Annotated in this window: 15 protein-coding genes; 7 read left to right on the forward strand and 8 right to left on the reverse strand. The window is 64.5% G+C overall.

All coding sequences use genetic code 11. The features are described from left to right. Nucleotides 1-25 precede the first annotated feature (25 nt). Nucleotides 26-1186: a ubiquinol oxidase subunit II gene (gene cyoA, locus ACP2YP_RS03330; RefSeq protein ID WP_426422226.1), complete on the reverse strand. Its 1161-nt coding sequence runs from the start codon at nt 1184-1186 to the stop codon at nt 26-28. Nucleotides 1187-1367: 181 nt separating this feature from the next. On the opposite strand from cyoA, the gene ACP2YP_RS03335 reads away from it, so the two are divergent. Next, on the forward strand, nt 1368-2705 hold the full coding sequence (locus tag ACP2YP_RS03335) for an MFS transporter (protein ID WP_426422227.1): 1338 nt from the start codon (nt 1368-1370) through the stop codon (nt 2703-2705). Nucleotides 2706-2760: 55 nt separating this feature from the next. Beyond that, nucleotides 2761-3162: a c-type cytochrome gene (locus ACP2YP_RS03340; protein WP_426422228.1), complete on the forward strand. Its 402-nt coding sequence runs from the start codon at nt 2761-2763 to the stop codon at nt 3160-3162. A 10-nt stretch (nt 3163-3172) separates the two neighbouring features. Here the strand turns inward: ACP2YP_RS03340 and ACP2YP_RS03345 are convergent, their stop codons facing one another. Both ACP2YP_RS03345 and ACP2YP_RS03350 read right to left on the reverse strand, forming a co-directional pair. Further along, on the reverse strand, nt 3173-4597 hold the full coding sequence (locus ACP2YP_RS03345; protein ID WP_426422230.1) for a M48 family metalloprotease: 1425 nt from the start codon (nt 4595-4597) through the stop codon (nt 3173-3175). Between the two features lie 102 nt (nt 4598-4699). Next, nucleotides 4700-5500, reverse strand: a complete 801-nt coding sequence (locus ACP2YP_RS03350) for a thermonuclease family protein (protein WP_426422231.1) — start codon at nt 5498-5500, stop codon at nt 4700-4702. Between the two features lie 381 nt (nt 5501-5881). On the opposite strand from ACP2YP_RS03350, the gene ACP2YP_RS03355 reads away from it, so the two are divergent. From ACP2YP_RS03355 to ACP2YP_RS03365, 3 genes are all read left to right on the forward strand, one after another. Next, entirely contained in the window at nt 5882-7087 is a 1206-nt protein-coding gene (locus tag ACP2YP_RS03355) for an ABC transporter substrate-binding protein (protein ID WP_426422232.1), read from the forward strand. 174 nt (nt 7088-7261) lie between these two features. Beyond that, nucleotides 7262-8050, forward strand: coding sequence for an enoyl-CoA hydratase (locus ACP2YP_RS03360; protein WP_426422234.1), 789 nt, complete (start codon nt 7262-7264; stop codon nt 8048-8050). A gap of 2 nt (nt 8051-8052) precedes the next feature. Next, a complete protein-coding gene (locus ACP2YP_RS03365) occupies nt 8053-8802 on the forward strand; it encodes a hypothetical protein (protein ID WP_426426460.1) in 750 nt (249 codons plus the stop codon). Between the two features lie 256 nt (nt 8803-9058). On the opposite strand, the gene ACP2YP_RS03370 is transcribed toward ACP2YP_RS03365, so the two are convergent. The 3 genes from ACP2YP_RS03370 to ACP2YP_RS03380 form a co-directional block, all read right to left on the reverse strand. Further along, nucleotides 9059-9877, reverse strand: a complete 819-nt coding sequence (locus ACP2YP_RS03370) for an enoyl-CoA hydratase/isomerase family protein (protein WP_426422235.1) — start codon at nt 9875-9877, stop codon at nt 9059-9061. 196 nt (nt 9878-10073) lie between these two features. Then, entirely contained in the window at nt 10074-11234 is a 1161-nt protein-coding gene (locus tag ACP2YP_RS03375; RefSeq protein ID WP_426422237.1) for an acyl-CoA dehydrogenase family protein, read from the reverse strand. A 15-nt stretch (nt 11235-11249) separates the two neighbouring features. Further along, nucleotides 11250-12314, reverse strand: coding sequence for an acyl-CoA dehydrogenase family protein (locus ACP2YP_RS03380; RefSeq protein WP_426422238.1), 1065 nt, complete (start codon nt 12312-12314; stop codon nt 11250-11252). Between the two features lie 258 nt (nt 12315-12572). Between ACP2YP_RS03380 and ACP2YP_RS03385 the strand changes: the two genes are divergently transcribed. Then, on the forward strand, nt 12573-13358 hold the full coding sequence (locus tag ACP2YP_RS03385; RefSeq protein ID WP_426422239.1) for an SDR family NAD(P)-dependent oxidoreductase: 786 nt from the start codon (nt 12573-12575) through the stop codon (nt 13356-13358). Between the two features lie 135 nt (nt 13359-13493). On the opposite strand, the gene ACP2YP_RS03390 is transcribed toward ACP2YP_RS03385, so the two are convergent. Then, nucleotides 13494-13766, reverse strand: a complete 273-nt coding sequence (locus tag ACP2YP_RS03390; RefSeq protein ID WP_426422240.1) for a GlsB/YeaQ/YmgE family stress response membrane protein — start codon at nt 13764-13766, stop codon at nt 13494-13496. Nucleotides 13767-13808: 42 nt separating this feature from the next. Beyond that, nucleotides 13809-14378 carry a YidB family protein gene (locus tag ACP2YP_RS03395; RefSeq protein WP_426422242.1) on the reverse strand — a complete coding sequence of 190 codons (570 nt, stop codon included), beginning with the start codon at nt 14376-14378 and terminating at the stop codon, nt 13809-13811. Nucleotides 14379-14543: 165 nt separating this feature from the next. On the opposite strand from ACP2YP_RS03395, the gene ACP2YP_RS03400 reads away from it, so the two are divergent. After that, complete coding sequence (locus tag ACP2YP_RS03400; protein WP_426422244.1) at nt 14544-15551, forward strand: 2-dehydropantoate 2-reductase; 1008 nt, start codon at nt 14544-14546, stop codon at nt 15549-15551. Nucleotides 15552-15563: the final 12 nt, after the last annotated feature.

Genomic DNA, 15563 nt, shown 5'->3' on the forward strand with positions numbered 1-15563 from the left:
GGAGTCTGACTTCAGGAGTCTGACTTCAGGAGTTTGACTTGGGACGTTGTCCGAGGAAGAAGGATGAGGACTTCAGCGGCGCGAAGGTCGGCCGCTTCAGGCCGGCACCCAGGAGCGGCGCGGTGTCGAGCGGCGCCTTGATCGCGGCCGTCGTCTGGCCTTGCGGCGCCTCGGGCGTGCAGGTGCCGGCGACGAAGGTCGGCTCGGGCCCGAGGACGGTGCCGCGGCGTGCGTACTTGTCGTAGGCCAGCGGCAGGGTGTTGTTCAGGCCCTCATGGCCGAGACCGCCCTTGGCGTCGATCGCCATCATCTCGCTCTGGCACATCTTGCCGGTCTCGACGCACATGTTGAGGATCAGGCGGTAGAGATCGGTATCGACCGTGCCGTAGCGGCGCACCGGCTCGTTCTCGCTTGGTTTCTCGAGCTGGAGATATTCGGCGCGGCCGAGCGAGCCGCCGGCCGATTTGGCCTGCGCGATCCAGGCGTCAAAGCCCTTGTCGTCGAGCCCCTGGAAGTTGAAGTGCATGCCGGAGAAGCCGGCGCCGCTATAGTTCGCCGAAAAGCCCTTGTAGGTACCGGTGTGGTTGATCACGGCGTGGAGCGACGTCTCCATGCCCGGCATCGCGTAGATCTGCCCGGCAAGTGCGGGGATGTAAAAAGAGTTCATCACCGAGGAGGCGGTGATATGGAAGTTGATCGGGCGGTCCACCGGCGCGGCGAGCTCGTTGACGGTGGCGATGCCGTAATCGGGGTAGATAAAGAGCCACTTCCAGTCGAGCGCGACGACATCGACGTCGAGCGGAGCCTTGGACTGGTCCACGGCGCGTTCCGCATGGATGCGGCCGATGTTGCGATAGGGATCGAGCAGATGCGTGCCCATCCAGGTCAGCGCGCCCAGGCAGACGATGATCAGAAGCGGCGCCGACCAGATCACCAGCTCGAGCTTGGTCGAGTGGTCCCAATCCGGCTCATAGCGGGCCGAGGCGTTGGACTGACGGTAGCGCCAGGCGAACAGCACCGTCAGCGCCATCACGGGGACGACGATCAGGAGCATCAGGACGGTGGAGATGATGACGAGGTCGCGCTGTTGCGCCGCGATATCGCCAGCTGGCGCCAGCACGACGTAGTTGCAGCCGCTGAGCGCAACTGCCAGGGGTAGCAGCGCCAGGATCTTGAGACGGGACACGGGGCGAGCCTTTGAGAATGAGTTTCCTTTGCGGGGCCAACGGGTAGCTGCGGCGCAACAATCCGGACATTGGACAATTTGTCCAATGTTGCAGTGCGGCATGTTGGGTCAAACAGGGCCAGATTGCCTGGCGTCCCGCCGGGCGGTCGGCTTTGGTTTTCAGGACGTTAAGGGCGCACGCATGGCGACGGCACAGACCCCCGCAATGGCAGACCTCCACTCGGGCGAGCACGGCCACGACCTGGCCAGTCCCGGCGAGATCGCCATCGGCGTCATCATCGGCCGTACCTCGGAATTCTTCGACTTCTTCGTCTACGCGATCGCCTCGGTGATCGTGTTCCCGCGGCTGGTGTTCCCGTTCACGAGCGAACTGACTGGCACACTCTATTCCTTCATGATTTTTGCGCTGGCCTTCATCGCCCGGCCGATCGGAACCGTCATTTTCATGACGGTCGACCGGGAGTACGGCAAGACGGCCAAGCTGGTCTCAGCGCTGTTCCTGCTCGGCACCGCCACCGTGGCGCTCGCGTTCCTGCCTGGTTATCAGGACATCGGTGTCGCCGCGATCTGGCTGTTGGCGCTGGCGCGTATTGCGCAGGGTCTGGCCTGGGGTGGTGCCTGGGACGGCATGGCCTCGCTGCTGGCGCTGAACGCGCCCTCTTCCAAGCGCGGCTGGTACGCGATGGTGCCGCAGCTCGGCGCACCCCTCGGGCTGATCGTGGCGAGCGCGCTGTTCGCCTATTTCGCCGGCAACCTCTCGGCCGACGATTTCTTCGACTGGGGCTGGCGCTATCCGTTCTTCGTCGCCTTCGCCATCAACGTCGTGGCGCTGTTCGCACGCCTGCGCATGGTGACGACCGAGGAATACTCATCGCTGTTCGAGACCCGCGAACTGCAGCCCTCGCGCATCTCGGACACGGTTGCGCGCGAAGGCCACAACATCATGCTCGGTGCCTTCGCGCCGCTTGCAAGCTTCGCACTGTTCCACATGGTCACGGTGTTTCCGCTGTCCTGGGTGTTCCTGTTCACCCGCGAAAGCCCGGTGCGCTTCCTGATCATCGAGATCGTCGCCGCCGTGTTCGGCGTCGCCGCGATCGTGGCCTCCGGCGTCATCGCCGATCGGGTCGGCCGCAAGTCGCTGCTGATGGGATCGGCGATCGCGATCGCGATCTACAGCGGCTTCGCCCCGCAGTTGCTCGACGCCGGCGCGTTCGGCGAGACCATCTACATGGTGATCGGCTTCATCCTGCTCGGCCTCTCCTTTGGCCAGTCGTCGGGCGCGATCGCCTCGAACTTCAAGCAGATGTACCGCTACACGGCGTCCGCGCTGACCTCGGACATGGCCTGGCTGTTCGGCGCCGGCTTCGCTCCGCTGGTCGCGCTGCTGCTCGCCACCAATCTCGGCGTCATCGCCTCGGGTGCCTATCTGCTCTCCGGCGCGTTCTGGACCCTGCTCGCGCTCTGGCTCAGCGGCCAGCGCGAGGTGGGTGACATGGACGCGGGCGAATCTTCGAACTGACGGGAATAGAATTCGACCCCGACGATCCTGCTTGCTGCCGCAAACAGGAGATCACATGAACGTCCGGTCGAATTCCGTCCTCCCGCGACGCACGACAAGCCCGGCTCTCGCCGCGATCGCGATTGCGCTTCTCTGCGCAGCCGGCCCCGCCGGCGCGACCGGCAATGCCGCGCGCGGGCAGACGCTCTATAAGGGCTGCGCGGATTGCCACTCGATCGCCGAGAACGGCGTCGGCCCGATGCACAAGGGCGTGGTCGGGCGCAAGGCGGGCAGCGTTCCCGGCTATGACTACTCGCCCGATCTGAAGAACTCGGGGATCGTCTGGACCGAGGAGAATCTCGACAAATGGCTGACCGGACCGCAGGCCATGGTCCCGGAAACCAAGATGTTCTTCGACGTGCCGGATGCGCAGGATCGCGCGGACATCATCGCGTTTTTGAAGGAGAAGGCGAAGTAGCCGCCGCGTCTCAATCCGTCACGATCTTCACGCGGTCACGCACCTTCACCTGCGCGGTGCGATCGAGGCCGTTCAGCACGCGAAATCGCTCGGCCGGGTGATCGACGCCGGCCATCCGGTGAGACAGCGAGTCCACGGTGTCGCCAGGCTGCACGGTGATGACCTTGATGCGCAGCGGACGCGCGGCCTGGATCTCGTCCAGCGTCAGGCGGCGGAACGAATTGACGGTCTCGCGCGCATTGCGCTCGCTCTCGGTCGACTTCTGCCGCGTGGCGAAGATGAAGCGATAGACGTCGCTGCCGAAGCGCAGCGCATAGACCTTGAACTGCCACTGGTCGCCCTTGGCGGCGGCAGACGCGGCCGGGAAGCCGTTGATGGTGATGTCTTCGGTGGACGCTTTCTCGACACCTTCCATCCAGCCGGAATTGAGGTAGTCGCCGAGCGACTGCTCGGCCGGCACCCGCACGACGTCGAAGCGCATCGCCTGCGAGCCGCCCTCGCGCACGCCAATCACCGCCTGCGCAGTGTTGTCGAGCGTGAAATTGTCCGGTGCCTGGAAGGTGAAGCCGAGTTTTGGATGCAGGAAACGCCGGCCGCGGACAAAGCCCTCGCTGGGGTCCTCGCCATAGACGAGGTTGTCGATCGCGGCGAGATAACTCTCGCGGTCGCGCTCGCCGCCCTCGGGCGCTGTATATTGCCGCGCGATGGTCTGCGCATTCTCCACCCGTTCCGGCGTGGCCGGATGCGACGAGGTAAAATCCTGCGCGCGCGGATCGAGCGAGCTCTTGCCGGCCTTGAGCTCGGCATTGCGCTCCATCGCCGAGAGGAAACGCGCGGCACCATACGGGTCGAAATGTGCCTTGGCGGAGATGCCGACGCCGATGGCGTCAGCTTCGAACTCCTGATTGCGCGAAAAGCTCGCCATGGTGAGCTTGGTCTTGGCGAGTGCGAGCGCGGTGAGATCGGGATCGTTGCTCATGTCGGTGACGACACGGGTGACGATCGCGGCCTGGCGCGCCTGATCCTCGCGCATCGCGGCGTGCTTGGCCAGCACGTGCGCCATCTCATGGCTCAGCACCGAGGACAATTCCGAGGTGTCACTGGCGAGCGCAAGCAGGCCGCGGGTGACATAGAGCTGGCCGTTCGGCAGCGCGAAGGCGTTGACCGCGCCGGAATTGAGGATGGTGACCTTGTAGCCCTGGTCGGGACGGTCGGAGGCGGCAACCAGCCGGTCGACGGTCTTGCTGACCAGTGATTCGAGCCTGGGGTCGTCATAGGGGCCGCCATAGCTCGCCAGGATGCGTTCGTGCTCTTTCTCGGTGGCGGGGGTCTGGGCGACAGCCGGCTTTGGCTTGGGCAACGCCACGGTGGGCGGGGCCGCCGGGGTCTGGAACCGGCCCATGTCACCGCAGCCGGCGAGCGCGGCGCCCAGCATAAGGCAAAGCGCGGCCGTCGCAGCCCGAAGGCGGCGTCTTTCGCCTTTTTTGAGCTGTTCTAGCACCCCATTCACGTCGTTTAACCCGTGCCTGGCCCTTGTTTAAGGCCTTACCCCTGTCGGCTCGTTTGCGCCCAGCAACTCGACCTGTCCCACCCGGAGCACATCGATACGCGGCCCCGTCGTCCCCTCAACCCAGCCCCGGACTCGAATACGCCGATTTTCCAGGGACTTAAGGGTCATTCCGGCGCCTTCGAACGTCGGCAGATTGCGCTTTGAAATAGTCACGGCAAAGCCGCGTGTCCAGTTCCGTCCGAAGTTGAGGTAGGTCATTGCCCCAGCTTGCCGGACCGACAGGACTTTGCCCTCGACCACCATAAAGCGCCCGATCCCGGCCAAAATATCGTCCGGACTTTCCGCGTTTTTTATGGCCGACGGGTCAGCCCAGTTGCCCTTTTTTTGGCGCCTCGCCTCGGCCTCCGACGACATCAAGGCGGTGGCGCACGCCTTGTCCGCGATTTCGGCCGAGACGAGGGCGTCGCCTTGAGCGAGCAGCATGGCCTGTACCGAGGTGTCGCTTTCGCCGATGAACACCAGCGCGGCCTGGCGGCCGTAGCGGTCGGGTGTGTCGTCCGCGCTGCGTAGCGTCACGTCGCGGCCGACGAGAAGCGAAGTCAGCGCTTGCTTCGTCGTCGATGTCGCCTCGATCCCGGTGAGGCGGACTTCACGACCGTCGTCGAGACGGACACTGCGTGCGTCGATGATTCCCGCGACGCGGCCTTCGCCCTGCGTTTCGAATTGGCACGGGGTGGCGAACGCAGCGTGACCCGCGACGAGAACAAATGCGATGATGAGATGAAGCAGTCGCGTCACGTTGCCCGGCGAGGTTGCGTTGCGCTTCAACCTTAACCCAAACGTCGCAAACGACGAAGGGGCACTCGTAGGGTGGGCAAAGCGAAGCGTGCCCACCTCTTTGGTTCTTCGCGCCGGCTGGTGGGCACGGCGCGAAGAGCGCGCCTTTGCCCACCCTACGACAGTTTGCGTGATGCTTCGTCATTGCGTCACACATCGTCAGTGCTTCGCTGCGCTCGCAATGACGATGCGGAAACATCTTGCGTCTTCCGACCATTCCGCTTTGCGGAAAACATAAGACCGTCGCGAGACGCGCATCGCGCTTCTGCTTGCTGCGCTCTTGCGCATGCGGCATGATTGCGGGAATAGCGATTGCCAAGAGCAATAATCAAGCCGCCATTCAGAGCCAGGCGATCAAGGGAGGCCTTTTCAATGAAACATATTTTGTCGGGCATTTTTGCCGCCGCGTTGGCTCTCAGCGCGAATGCTGCGCAGGCCCAGGACAAGCCACCCCTGAAGATCGGCGGCATCCTCGATATGTCGAGTCTCTATGCCGACATCACCGGCCCCGGCAGCGAGACCGCGGCCAAGATGGCCGTGGAAGATTTTGGCGGCGAGGTGCTGGGGCGCAAGATCCAGGTGATCGCGGCCGACCATCTCAACAAGGCCGACCTGTCCGCCAACCTCGCCCGCGACATGCTCGAAAATCAGGGCGTCGAAATGATCTACGACGTCGCGGCGTCCGCGACCGCGCTTGCCGCCGGCGAGATCGCGAAGGCGCGCAACAAGATCATCATGTTCAACGGTCCGGGCTCGATCCGTCTCACCAACGAGGCCTGCGGTCCCTACACCATTCACTATGTGTTCGACACCTACGGCCAGGCCAACGTGACCGGCCTTGCGGCCGTGAAGTCGGGCCTCGACACCTGGTTCTTCCTCACCGCCGACTATGCCTTCGGCCAGGACCTGGAGAAGGACACCAGCGCGGTCGTGACGAAGACCGGCGGCAAGGTGCTCGGCAGCGTGCGCCATCCGCTCAACACGTCGGACTTTTCATCGTTCCTGCTGCAGGCGCAGGCCTCGAAAGCCAAGGTGATCGGGCTCGCCAACGCCGGCGGCGACACCGTCAACGCGATCAAGCAGGCGGCCGAATTCGGCATCACCAAGGGCGGCCAGAAGGTCTCGCCGCTGCTCGCTTTCGTCTCCGACATCGATTCGATCGGTCTCGAGACCGCGCAGGGCCTGCTGTTGGCCGAAGCCTTCTACTGGGATCTCAATGACGACACCCGCGCGTGGTCGAAACGCTTCATGGAGCGCACCAAGCGGATGCCGACCTCGGCGCAAGCCGGCGTCTACTCCTCCGTCATGCATTATCTGAAGGCGGTGAAGGCGGCCGGCACGACCGATGCAGCTGCGGTCATCAAGGTGATGAAGGACACGCCGATCAACGACTTCTTCGCCCATAACGGCAAGATCCGTGAGGACGGCCGCATGATCCACGACATGTACCTGTTCGAGGTGAAGAAGCCGTCGGAGTCCAAGGGCCGCTGGGACGACTACAAGCTGGTCGCCACCGTGCCCGGCAACGAGGCGTTCCAGTCGCTGGAGCAGTCGCGCTGCCCGCTGGTGAAGAAATGACGGCGTGACGAAGTCGCGGCGTCATCCCGGGGCGCGCGTAGCGCGAACTATGATGCGCAATTGCGCATCTGAGGATCCATCGGGCCGCGGTGACTGTCGAGAAATGGATTCCGGGTTCGCGCCAAGGGCGCGCCCCGGAATGACGAAACAAACAAACAACAAGGGAGACGTCCCATGAACGATAAGGTCCTGCAAAAGCTCGAAGGCGGGCTGCTCACTATCACCATGAACCGTCCCGAGCGAAAGAACGCGCTCAACCCCGAGATGGTCGCCGGTCTGGTCGAGGCGGCGCGGCGCGCCGCCGACGATCCCGAGGTGCGCGCGGTGCTGTTCAAGGGCGCCGGCGGTTCGTTCTGCGTCGGCGGCGATGTCAAGTCGATGGCGGCCGGTCGCGCGCCGCTGCCGTTCGAGGTCAAAATGGCGAACCTCCGCCGCGGCATGGAAGTCTCGCGCATCCTGCATCAGATGCCGAAGCCGGTGGTGGCGCAGCTCGATGGCGCCGCGGCCGGCGCTGGTCTCTCGATGGCGCTGTCGTGCGATCTCCGCATCGCCTCCGAATCGTGCAAGATTACCACCGCCTTCGCCAAGGTCGGCTTCTCCGGCGATTACGGCGGCACCTATTTTCTCACCCAGCTGCTCGGCAGCGCGCGGGCGCGCGAGCTCTATCTGATGTCGCCGGTGCTCACGGCCAAGGAAGCGCATGCGATCGGCATGGTGACCAAGGTCGTTCCCGATGCCGAGATCGATGCCGCCGCGCACGAGCTTGCGCTGTCGCTGGCGCAGGGGCCGTCGATTGCGCTCGGTTACATCAAGCGCAACATCAACAATGCCGAGCACCTGCCGCTGGAAGACTGCTTCGACGGTGAAGCGATCCATCACACCCGCTGCAGCGACACCGAGGATCACAAGGAGGCTGCCAAGGCTTTCGTCGAGAAGCGCAAGCCGGCCTTCAGGGGCGCATGACGATGGCGCCCTATGTGCGGCTGCGGCAGATTTGTCTGGTCGCGCCGCAGCTCGCGCCTGTCGTCTCCGATATCGCCGAGATCATGGGCCTCGCCGTCTGCTACCGCGACGGCAATGTCGCCAAATATGGCCTGGAGAACGCGCTGCTCCCGGTCGACACGATCTTGCTCGAGGTCGTCGCACCCTTCAAGGACGGCACCGCGGCCGGCCGCTTCATCGAGAAGATCGGCGGCCGCGGCGGCTACATGGCGATCTTCTGCTGCAACGACCCGGACGAGTGCGGCCGCAATGCCAATGCGCTTGGCGTACGCACCGCCAACGTCATCGACCACGCGCCCTATCACGGCGTCCAGCTCCACCCCCGCGACTGCCGCGCCGCCTTCATCGAGTTCAACCACACCGAAGGCAGCGACGACATTCTGGGTCCCTATCCGCCGGCCGGGCCGGATTGGCAAAACTTCATCCGCAAGGATGTGACGCAGGCCCTGACCGGCGTGGAAATGCAGAGCCCGGATCCGATAGCGCTGGCGGCGCATTGGGGGAAGATCATCGGGGTTCCCGCTGATGGCTCCGAGCTGAAGCTGCCCAATGCGACGTTCCACTTCGTGAAGGGTGCCAGCGAGATCATGAGTGCGCTGGAATTTCGAGTGGCCGATGCCGCGCACGTGCTGCATGTAGCGAGGTCAAAGGGGCTCGCGGTTGCGGGGAACGAGTTTCTGCTGGGCGGAGTGACTTTTCGCGTGAAGCCGTGACGATCGTCGATGCGCAGGTGGTGAGGCGGAGCTAAACCCTCTCCCCTTGTGGGACCTTGTGGGAGAGGGTGGCTCGCCGCGCAGCGGCGAGACGGGTGAGGGGTCTCTCTCCGCGCTCCGAACCGCTTCAGCTGAATCTGCGGAGGCAACCCCTCATCCGGCGCCATAGCCGATGCGAAGCATCGGCGTTCTCAAGAACGGCGGCCGAAGGCCGCCTATGCCACCTTCTCCCACAAGGGGAGAAGGAAGAAAGAGGTTACCTTCCCCTAAAATTCGCCACGCGCCGCTCTTCTGTGGCCTTCACGCCTTCCTTGAAATCTTCCGTCGCGCGCAGACGGGTCTGCTCGGCGAGCTCGTGATTGGTCGCGGCCATGACGCGATCGGCCAATCCGGCGCGCATCGTGGCGCGGGTGGAGAGCAGGCCGAGCGGGGAGCATTCGGCGATCTCGCCGGCGAGCTTAATCGCCTCCGCCTTCACCTGGTCCTGCGGCACCAGCACATTGGCGAGGCCCCATTTGACGGCTTCTTCGCCGGTGACGCGGCGGCTGGTGTAGAACATCAGCTCGGCGTTGTTCTTGCCGATCAATTCCGGCAGCGTCGTCGTCAGGCCGAAGCCGGGATGGAAGCCCAGCTTTGTAAAATTCGCGGAGAAGCGCGCTTCGGGACAGGTGACGCGGAAATCCGCCGACACCGCAAGGCCCAGGCCGCCGCCGATGGCCGCACCCTGCACCGCAGCGACGATCGGCTTCTTGGCGCGGAAGATGCGCACGGCCTGGATATAGAGATGGTTGATCGGGCCGAGATTATCCGCGGGATCGCCCTTTGCCTTTTTCTCGGCCTCCTGAGCTTCCTGCGCCTGCCGCGCGGGATCGCCAAAATTGGCGCCGGCGCAGAACGCCTTGCCTTGCGCCGAGAGAACTGAGGCGCGGATCTCGATGTCGCGATCGAACTCGTCGAGCGCATCCGCGATCTGGTTGATCAGCGAGATGTCGAAAAAGTTGAGCGGCGGCCTGCGGATCTCGATGGTGCCGACGTGCCCGACTTTCTCGACGCCGATATCTTTGTAGGTGCTCATTTGCTGTCTCCAGTGTCTCTATACAGCCGTAGCGAAGAACCACCTCTCCCATAGGGAGCGGTCGGCGCGTAGCGCCGGGTGAGGGGTTTCGGCCCCTCGATAGCGCATAGCCCCTCACCCGATTTGCTGGCGCAAATCGACCTCTCCCCATGGGAGAGGTGAACGGAGCAAGCCGCAATAGCGTCCCCCATCAGCGTCAGCGCAAACCCAATCCACGGGCGATGATGCCGCGCAGCACTTCGGTGGTGCCGCCCTGGATGGTGAGTTTCGGTGCGGTCTTGATGGCGAAGTCGAGCTGGCGCTCTAGCGTCTCGCGGTTGGTCGCGGTCTCCTCGATGAAGGCGGCGAGATCGCGCACGCGGTGCGGAAGCTGCTGCTCCCAGACCGTGCCGATGTCCTTGACGATGGACGCCTCCACCACCGGCTCCTTGCCGGCTTGCAGCATGCCGGCCACCGAGACCGACATGCGCCGCATGGTGTGGAGCTGCGCCACCAGTCGCCCGATGCCTTCGGCGCTGCGCGTATCCGGATTGGGACCGACGGCGCGGACCAGCTCGGTCAGCACGTAATAGGTCTCGAGGAAGCGCTCGGGGCCGGAGCGCTCATAGGCGAGCTCTGAAGTCGCCTGCTTCCAGGCACCGTCGACCTCGCCGAGCACGTGATCGTCGGGCACGAAGAAGTCGGTGAAGACGACTTCGTTGAACTCATACTGGCCGGTGATCTGGCCGATCGGGTTCACCTTGATACCCGGCTGCTTCATCTTGACCAGGAACTGGGTGAGGCCGTGACGGCGGTTTTCCTTGGTCGGCGGCGACGTCCGGAAGATCGCGATCATGTAGTCGGCGATATGCGCCGATGAGGTCCAGATCTTGGTGCCGTTGATGAGATAGCCGCCGTCGGTTTTGGTGGCGCGCGTCTTCGCCGCGAACAGGTCCGAGCCGGAGTTCGGCTCGCTCATGCCGATCGCAAAGCAGATCTCGCCGCGGCAGATACGCGGCAGGATGTCCATCTTGATGTGCTCGGGCGCGTATTTCAGCAGCACCGGTCCGCTCTGGCGATCGGCGACGAAGAAGCGCCGCGTCGGCGCGTTGGCGACGCGCATCTCCTCGGTCACGACGTAGCGCTCGAGGAAGGAGCGCTCCTGGCCGCCATATTTCTTCGGCCAGGTCATGCCCAGCCAGCCCTTGGCGCCGACTTTGCGAGAAAATTCCGGCGCGTCGGTGTCCTCGCGGTTGGGCTTGAACGGACTGAAAGTGCCGGCAGCGATTTCCTCGGCGAGGAACGCGCGTACTTCCTTGCGCAGTTGTTCGCATTCGGGCGGCAGGCGGATCGGATCAAAACGGAGGGCAGCGGTCATGTGTTTCGTCTCCGATCAGCGCGACGCCACGAGCGGCCACAATTCATCTGCGCCGCGCCTGGCGACGAGCTTGCCGAGCTCGACGGCCCAGTAGCTCTCCGAACCGAAATCGTCACGCCAGGCCAGCGCCCGTAGCGAATAGCGGTGCAGAATGTGCTCGATGGTGAAGCCGATCGCGCCGTGGACCTGATGTGCGATTCCGCCGCCTTTTTCCGCGGCTTCGGCGCAGCGGATCTTTGCCGAGGCGGCTTCGAGATAGACCTCGTCATTGAACGACGTGGCGTTCGCGATGGCGTCGGCGGCCGAGGTTGCGGCCGCAAGGGCTGCTGCGGTTTCGCCGGCGAGGCGCGCGAGATTGTGCTGCACGGCCTGGAATTTCGAGATCTTCTTCTCGAAGGCGACGCGCTCGTTGGAGTAGCGCACGGAGATGTCGAGCATGGATTCCAGCGCGCCGGCGATCTGAAGGCTGCGCGCGGCGCCGCCCATCAGCATCAGCGTGGTCTGGTCAACGCCCTCCGGTGCGGCCTTGATGGCGACGGGCTGGACCTTGTCGAGCGTGACGGTATCGCTGTGGTCGTAGCCGACATTGAGCCCGGATTCGATCCGGCCTTTGGAGGCGTCGACCAGCGCGATCGAGACGCCGTCCTTGCCATGCGCGAGCACCGCAAAGTGCTTCGCCGCTTTGGCAAAGGGCACGCCGCGGGCGCGGCCAGAGAGCGAGCCGTCGGCATCGAGCGTGATGCGATCCTTTGGCGAGGCCGGCAGCACCGTCATCTCGCCTTCGGGCGAAGCGATCTTCGCCTGCGCCAGCAGCCAGCCCGCGAGCATCGTCTCGGCCAGGGGAACCGCGACCGCGAAGCGGCCGGCAGCGTTCAGCAAGGCAAAACCGTCGGCGAGGCTCGCACCGGAGCCGCCGAGATCGTCGGGCACCCAGGACAAGGGCAAGCCGGCTTCGCTCAGCGCCTGCCACAGCGGCCCCTGCCACGAATTCGTCTTGTCGTTGTTGATGGTTTGCGGATCGGCGAGATCGGCGAAGATTTTCTCCGCGGTCTCGACGACGATATTGTCACTCTCCGCCACAGCGTTCCCCGTGTTTTGCCATTGGCGCGTCCTGCCCGGTCGATGCGGCGCGCGGTGTCTTCTTGCGCCCGATGATCCGAAAAAGCCATGGCCCTGACAAGCGTTGATCGCAGGCCCATCTGCGGCTCCGGCATGGGGCAAGAAACAGCCTGAGCACCGGTCTGGACTAATTCCGCTTAGCGGAGTTTGCTCGATTTGCAGGGCGCGACAAACTCGCTAAACAGGGCGCCACATTCAATCACGGGGAAGGACATCCGGATGGCCAAGGACAGTTTGTGCGCAATCGTGACGGGGTCCGCATCCGGCCTCGGTGCTGCGACCGCGGAAATTCTCGCGCGGGGCGGGGCGCGCCTCGTCATCAACTATTCGTCGAGCCAGAAGGAAGCCGAGGCCACGGCAGAGCTCTGCCGCAAGGCCGGCGCCGCGGACGTGCTGGTCGCGCAGGGCGACGTCTCGAAGGATGACGATTGCCGCAGGATCGTTGCGGCTGCGAGCGGCTGGGGTCGGCTCGATATCCTCGTCAACAATGCCGGCACCACCAAGCACGTCGCCCATGCCGATCTCGACGGATTGTCGGCTGAAGATTTCCAGCGCCTCTACGGTGTCAACACGATCGGCCCGTTCCAGATGGTGCGCGCCGCGCGCAGCTTACTGGAAGCCGGATCGAAGGCATCGGGGCGTGCGTCCGCCGTCGTCAACGTGTCGTCGGTCGCCGGCATCAGCGGCGTCGGCTCGTCGATCGCCTATGCCGCGAGCAAGGGCGCGCTCAACACCATGACGCTGTCGCTGTCGCGCGCACTCGCGCCGCTGATCCGCGTCAACACGGTGTGCCCCGGATATATCGACACGCCGTGGTTCACCAAAGGCCGCGGCGAAGCCGGCGCCAAGCAGGTGCGAGACAGCGTGGTGGCGAAGGTGCCGCTTAAGGTCGCGTCATCCGCCGAGGACATCGCGCAGCTCGTCTGCTTCCTGGCGATGCCGGCCTCCAGCAACATGACCGGCGAGATCGTGCGCATGGATGCGGGGATGCATTTGATTGCGTGAGCTTGTCATTGCGAGCGAAGCGAAGCAATCCAGAAATCTCTCTGCAGAGACACTCTGGATTGCTTCGTCGCAAGAGCTCCTCGCAATGACGGAATCCGAGGCGGCAGGCGCGCCGATATTCGACGGGCTACGCCGTCACCCCTTGATCACGCCGCTCGCGACCAGGCGGTGCCAGATGAACAGCACCACCACCGCGCCGATCGTGGCCATGATGAATCCCGCGCCTTGATCCGCGCCGTAATGGCCGATGGCCTGGCCGATGAAGGTTGCCAGAAACGCGCCGACGATGCCGAGGATGGTGGTGAGGACGAAGCCCGACGGGTTGTTCGGTCCCGGCGCGAGCCAGCGCGCGATGAGGCCGGCGACGAAGCCGACGACGATGATCCACAACAGGCCGCCCATGCTCATGTCAGTACTCCCCTTGCCGAGTACGCGTAGATCCAATTTGGATTAAATTCGTCCCGAGATCTCGTTCTCGGTCGGCAACCGTCCATCCGGCGTCAGATGGTCGATCACCTGCGGCAGATATTGGCTGAGGCCGGAGAGCAGCTCGTCGCGCGACAGCCCGCTTTGGGCCGACAGGCTCTGGATCTGGTCGGCGCCGAGCGCGTTGGCGAGATCGCCGGGCGCGATCGCCTTGTTCTCGCCCTTGCCGACCCAGGAATTCGCTGTCTCGCCGTGGCCGCCCTGCTGGAGCTGGTTGAGGAGATCGCCGAGCCCGCCGCTGAGCACGGAGCCCGCCGCACCGCCCGCGAGCAGGCCGCCGAGGCCGCCCTTGAGAACGTCACCGAGGCCGCCACCGCCTGTGCCCGCATTCACCGGCGGGGGGACAGGTGTCGGCGCCGGCTGCGGCGCGGTGCCCGGCTGGCTTGCGGTCATATGCTTGTAGGCTTTCCAGGCGAGCAGGCCGAGGATCGCCATGGTCATCGGCGACATGCTGCCGGAGGATTGCTGTGAGCTCGGCGTGCTCGGGCCGCGGGGACCGTTCTGCATGCCGTTGAGGACGTCGAGTAGACCCATGGTGCTCTCCTTTGGCGTTCTCGTCGGCGAGCTCTCGCCGGTGACAAAGCCCCCAGGGCAAAAGCATATGAGGCACTCATGACGGTTACAAGGCGGATGCGTCGTGATGGGCAGGCCGCTCCGCCTCTGCTATCGAAGGTGGGTCGTTAAGGGGAGCAAGGTCTGGTGGTTACGGATCGACCGATCGTGGTGGCCGGCGCCGGTGCCATCGGATGTTTTGTCGGAGGCCAGCTGGCGGCTGCCGACCGCCGGGTCGCACTGCTGGTGCGGCCGCGGGTGAAGACCGAGATCGAGCGGTTCGGCCTGCGCCTGACGGATTTCGACGGCGCCGAGAAGAAGCTGGATGCGGGCCGGCTTGCGCTGTCCGAAGATCCCGCAATCTTCCACAGCGCCAGCATCGTGCTGGTCACGGTCAAGAGCGCCGACACGGCAGACGTCGCCGACCAGATCGCGCAGCACGCGCCTCAGAATGCCGTCATCGTGTCGCTGCAGAACGGTGTCGGCAATGTTGCCGTGCTGCAGGAGCGGCTTGGCGGCCGGAGCGTGCTCGCCGGTATGGTGCCGTTCAATGTGGTCGCAATGGGTGAAGGGCGTTTCCACCGTTCGACCTCCGGCGACATCCATGTCGGCGAAGATGCTGGCAACACGGCGGCGGCGCTCTCGGTGCCGGGGCTTCATTTGCGCGCAAGCCGCGACATCGCCGGCGTGCAATGGGGCAAGCTGATCATCAATCTGAACAACGCGCTCAGCGCACTGTCCGATATGCCGCTCGCGGCGCAACTGGCGAGCCGCGACTGGCGAAGACTGTTCGCCGACCAGATGGCGGAAGGTCTGGCCGCGCTGAAGGCCGCCGGCATCACGCCAGTTTCTGCAACGCCGATCCCGATGCACTGGACGCCAACCTTGCTGAGATTGCCCGACCTGATCTTCAATGCGATCTTGGGGCGGACGATGAAGATCGATCCCGAGGCGCGCTCCTCGATGTGGCAAGATCTGAAGCAAGGCCGCAAGACCGAGATCGACTATCTCCAGGGCGCGGTCATTGCGCTCGCCGAGCGGAACAATGTCGACGTGCCGCTGATGCGCCGCATTGTTACGCTGATCAAACAGGCGGAGACGGCAGGCCTGGGCCCGCCGGGGCTCTCACCGCAGCAAATCCGCGGTGTGGCCTGAGCGCGATGGAGA

The organism is Bradyrhizobium genosp. A (genome assembly GCF_049949275.1).
Taxonomy (GTDB): domain Bacteria; phylum Pseudomonadota; class Alphaproteobacteria; order Rhizobiales; family Xanthobacteraceae; genus Bradyrhizobium.

Bases quoted from the DNA above. Each gene is read 5' to 3' on its own strand.
- ACP2YP_RS03340 (WP_426422228.1), top strand. From the start codon at position 2,761: ATGAACGTCCGGTCGAATTCCGTCCTCCCGCGACGCACGACAAGCCCG.
- ACP2YP_RS03375 (WP_426422237.1), bottom strand. From the start codon at position 11,234: ATGACCGCTGCCCTCCGTTTTGATCCGATCCGCCTGCCGCCCGAATGC.
- ACP2YP_RS03395 (WP_426422242.1), bottom strand. From the start codon at position 14,378: ATGGGTCTACTCGACGTCCTCAACGGCATGCAGAACGGTCCCCGCGGC.
- ACP2YP_RS03390 (WP_426422240.1), bottom strand. From the start codon at position 13,766: ATGAGCATGGGCGGCCTGTTGTGGATCATCGTCGTCGGCTTCGTCGCC.
- ACP2YP_RS03345 (WP_426422230.1), bottom strand. From the start codon at position 4,597: ATGCTGGGCGCCGCGCTCGCCGGCTGCGGTGACATGGGCCGGTTCCAG.
- ACP2YP_RS03355 (WP_426422232.1), top strand. From the start codon at position 5,882: ATGAAACATATTTTGTCGGGCATTTTTGCCGCCGCGTTGGCTCTCAGC.
- ACP2YP_RS03335 (WP_426422227.1), top strand. From the start codon at position 1,368: ATGGCGACGGCACAGACCCCCGCAATGGCAGACCTCCACTCGGGCGAG.
- ACP2YP_RS03385 (WP_426422239.1), top strand. From the start codon at position 12,573: ATGGCCAAGGACAGTTTGTGCGCAATCGTGACGGGGTCCGCATCCGGC.
- ACP2YP_RS03370 (WP_426422235.1), bottom strand. From the start codon at position 9,877: ATGAGCACCTACAAAGATATCGGCGTCGAGAAAGTCGGGCACGTCGGC.
- ACP2YP_RS03365 (WP_426426460.1), top strand. From the start codon at position 8,053: ATGGCGCCCTATGTGCGGCTGCGGCAGATTTGTCTGGTCGCGCCGCAG.
- ACP2YP_RS03360 (WP_426422234.1), top strand. From the start codon at position 7,262: ATGAACGATAAGGTCCTGCAAAAGCTCGAAGGCGGGCTGCTCACTATC.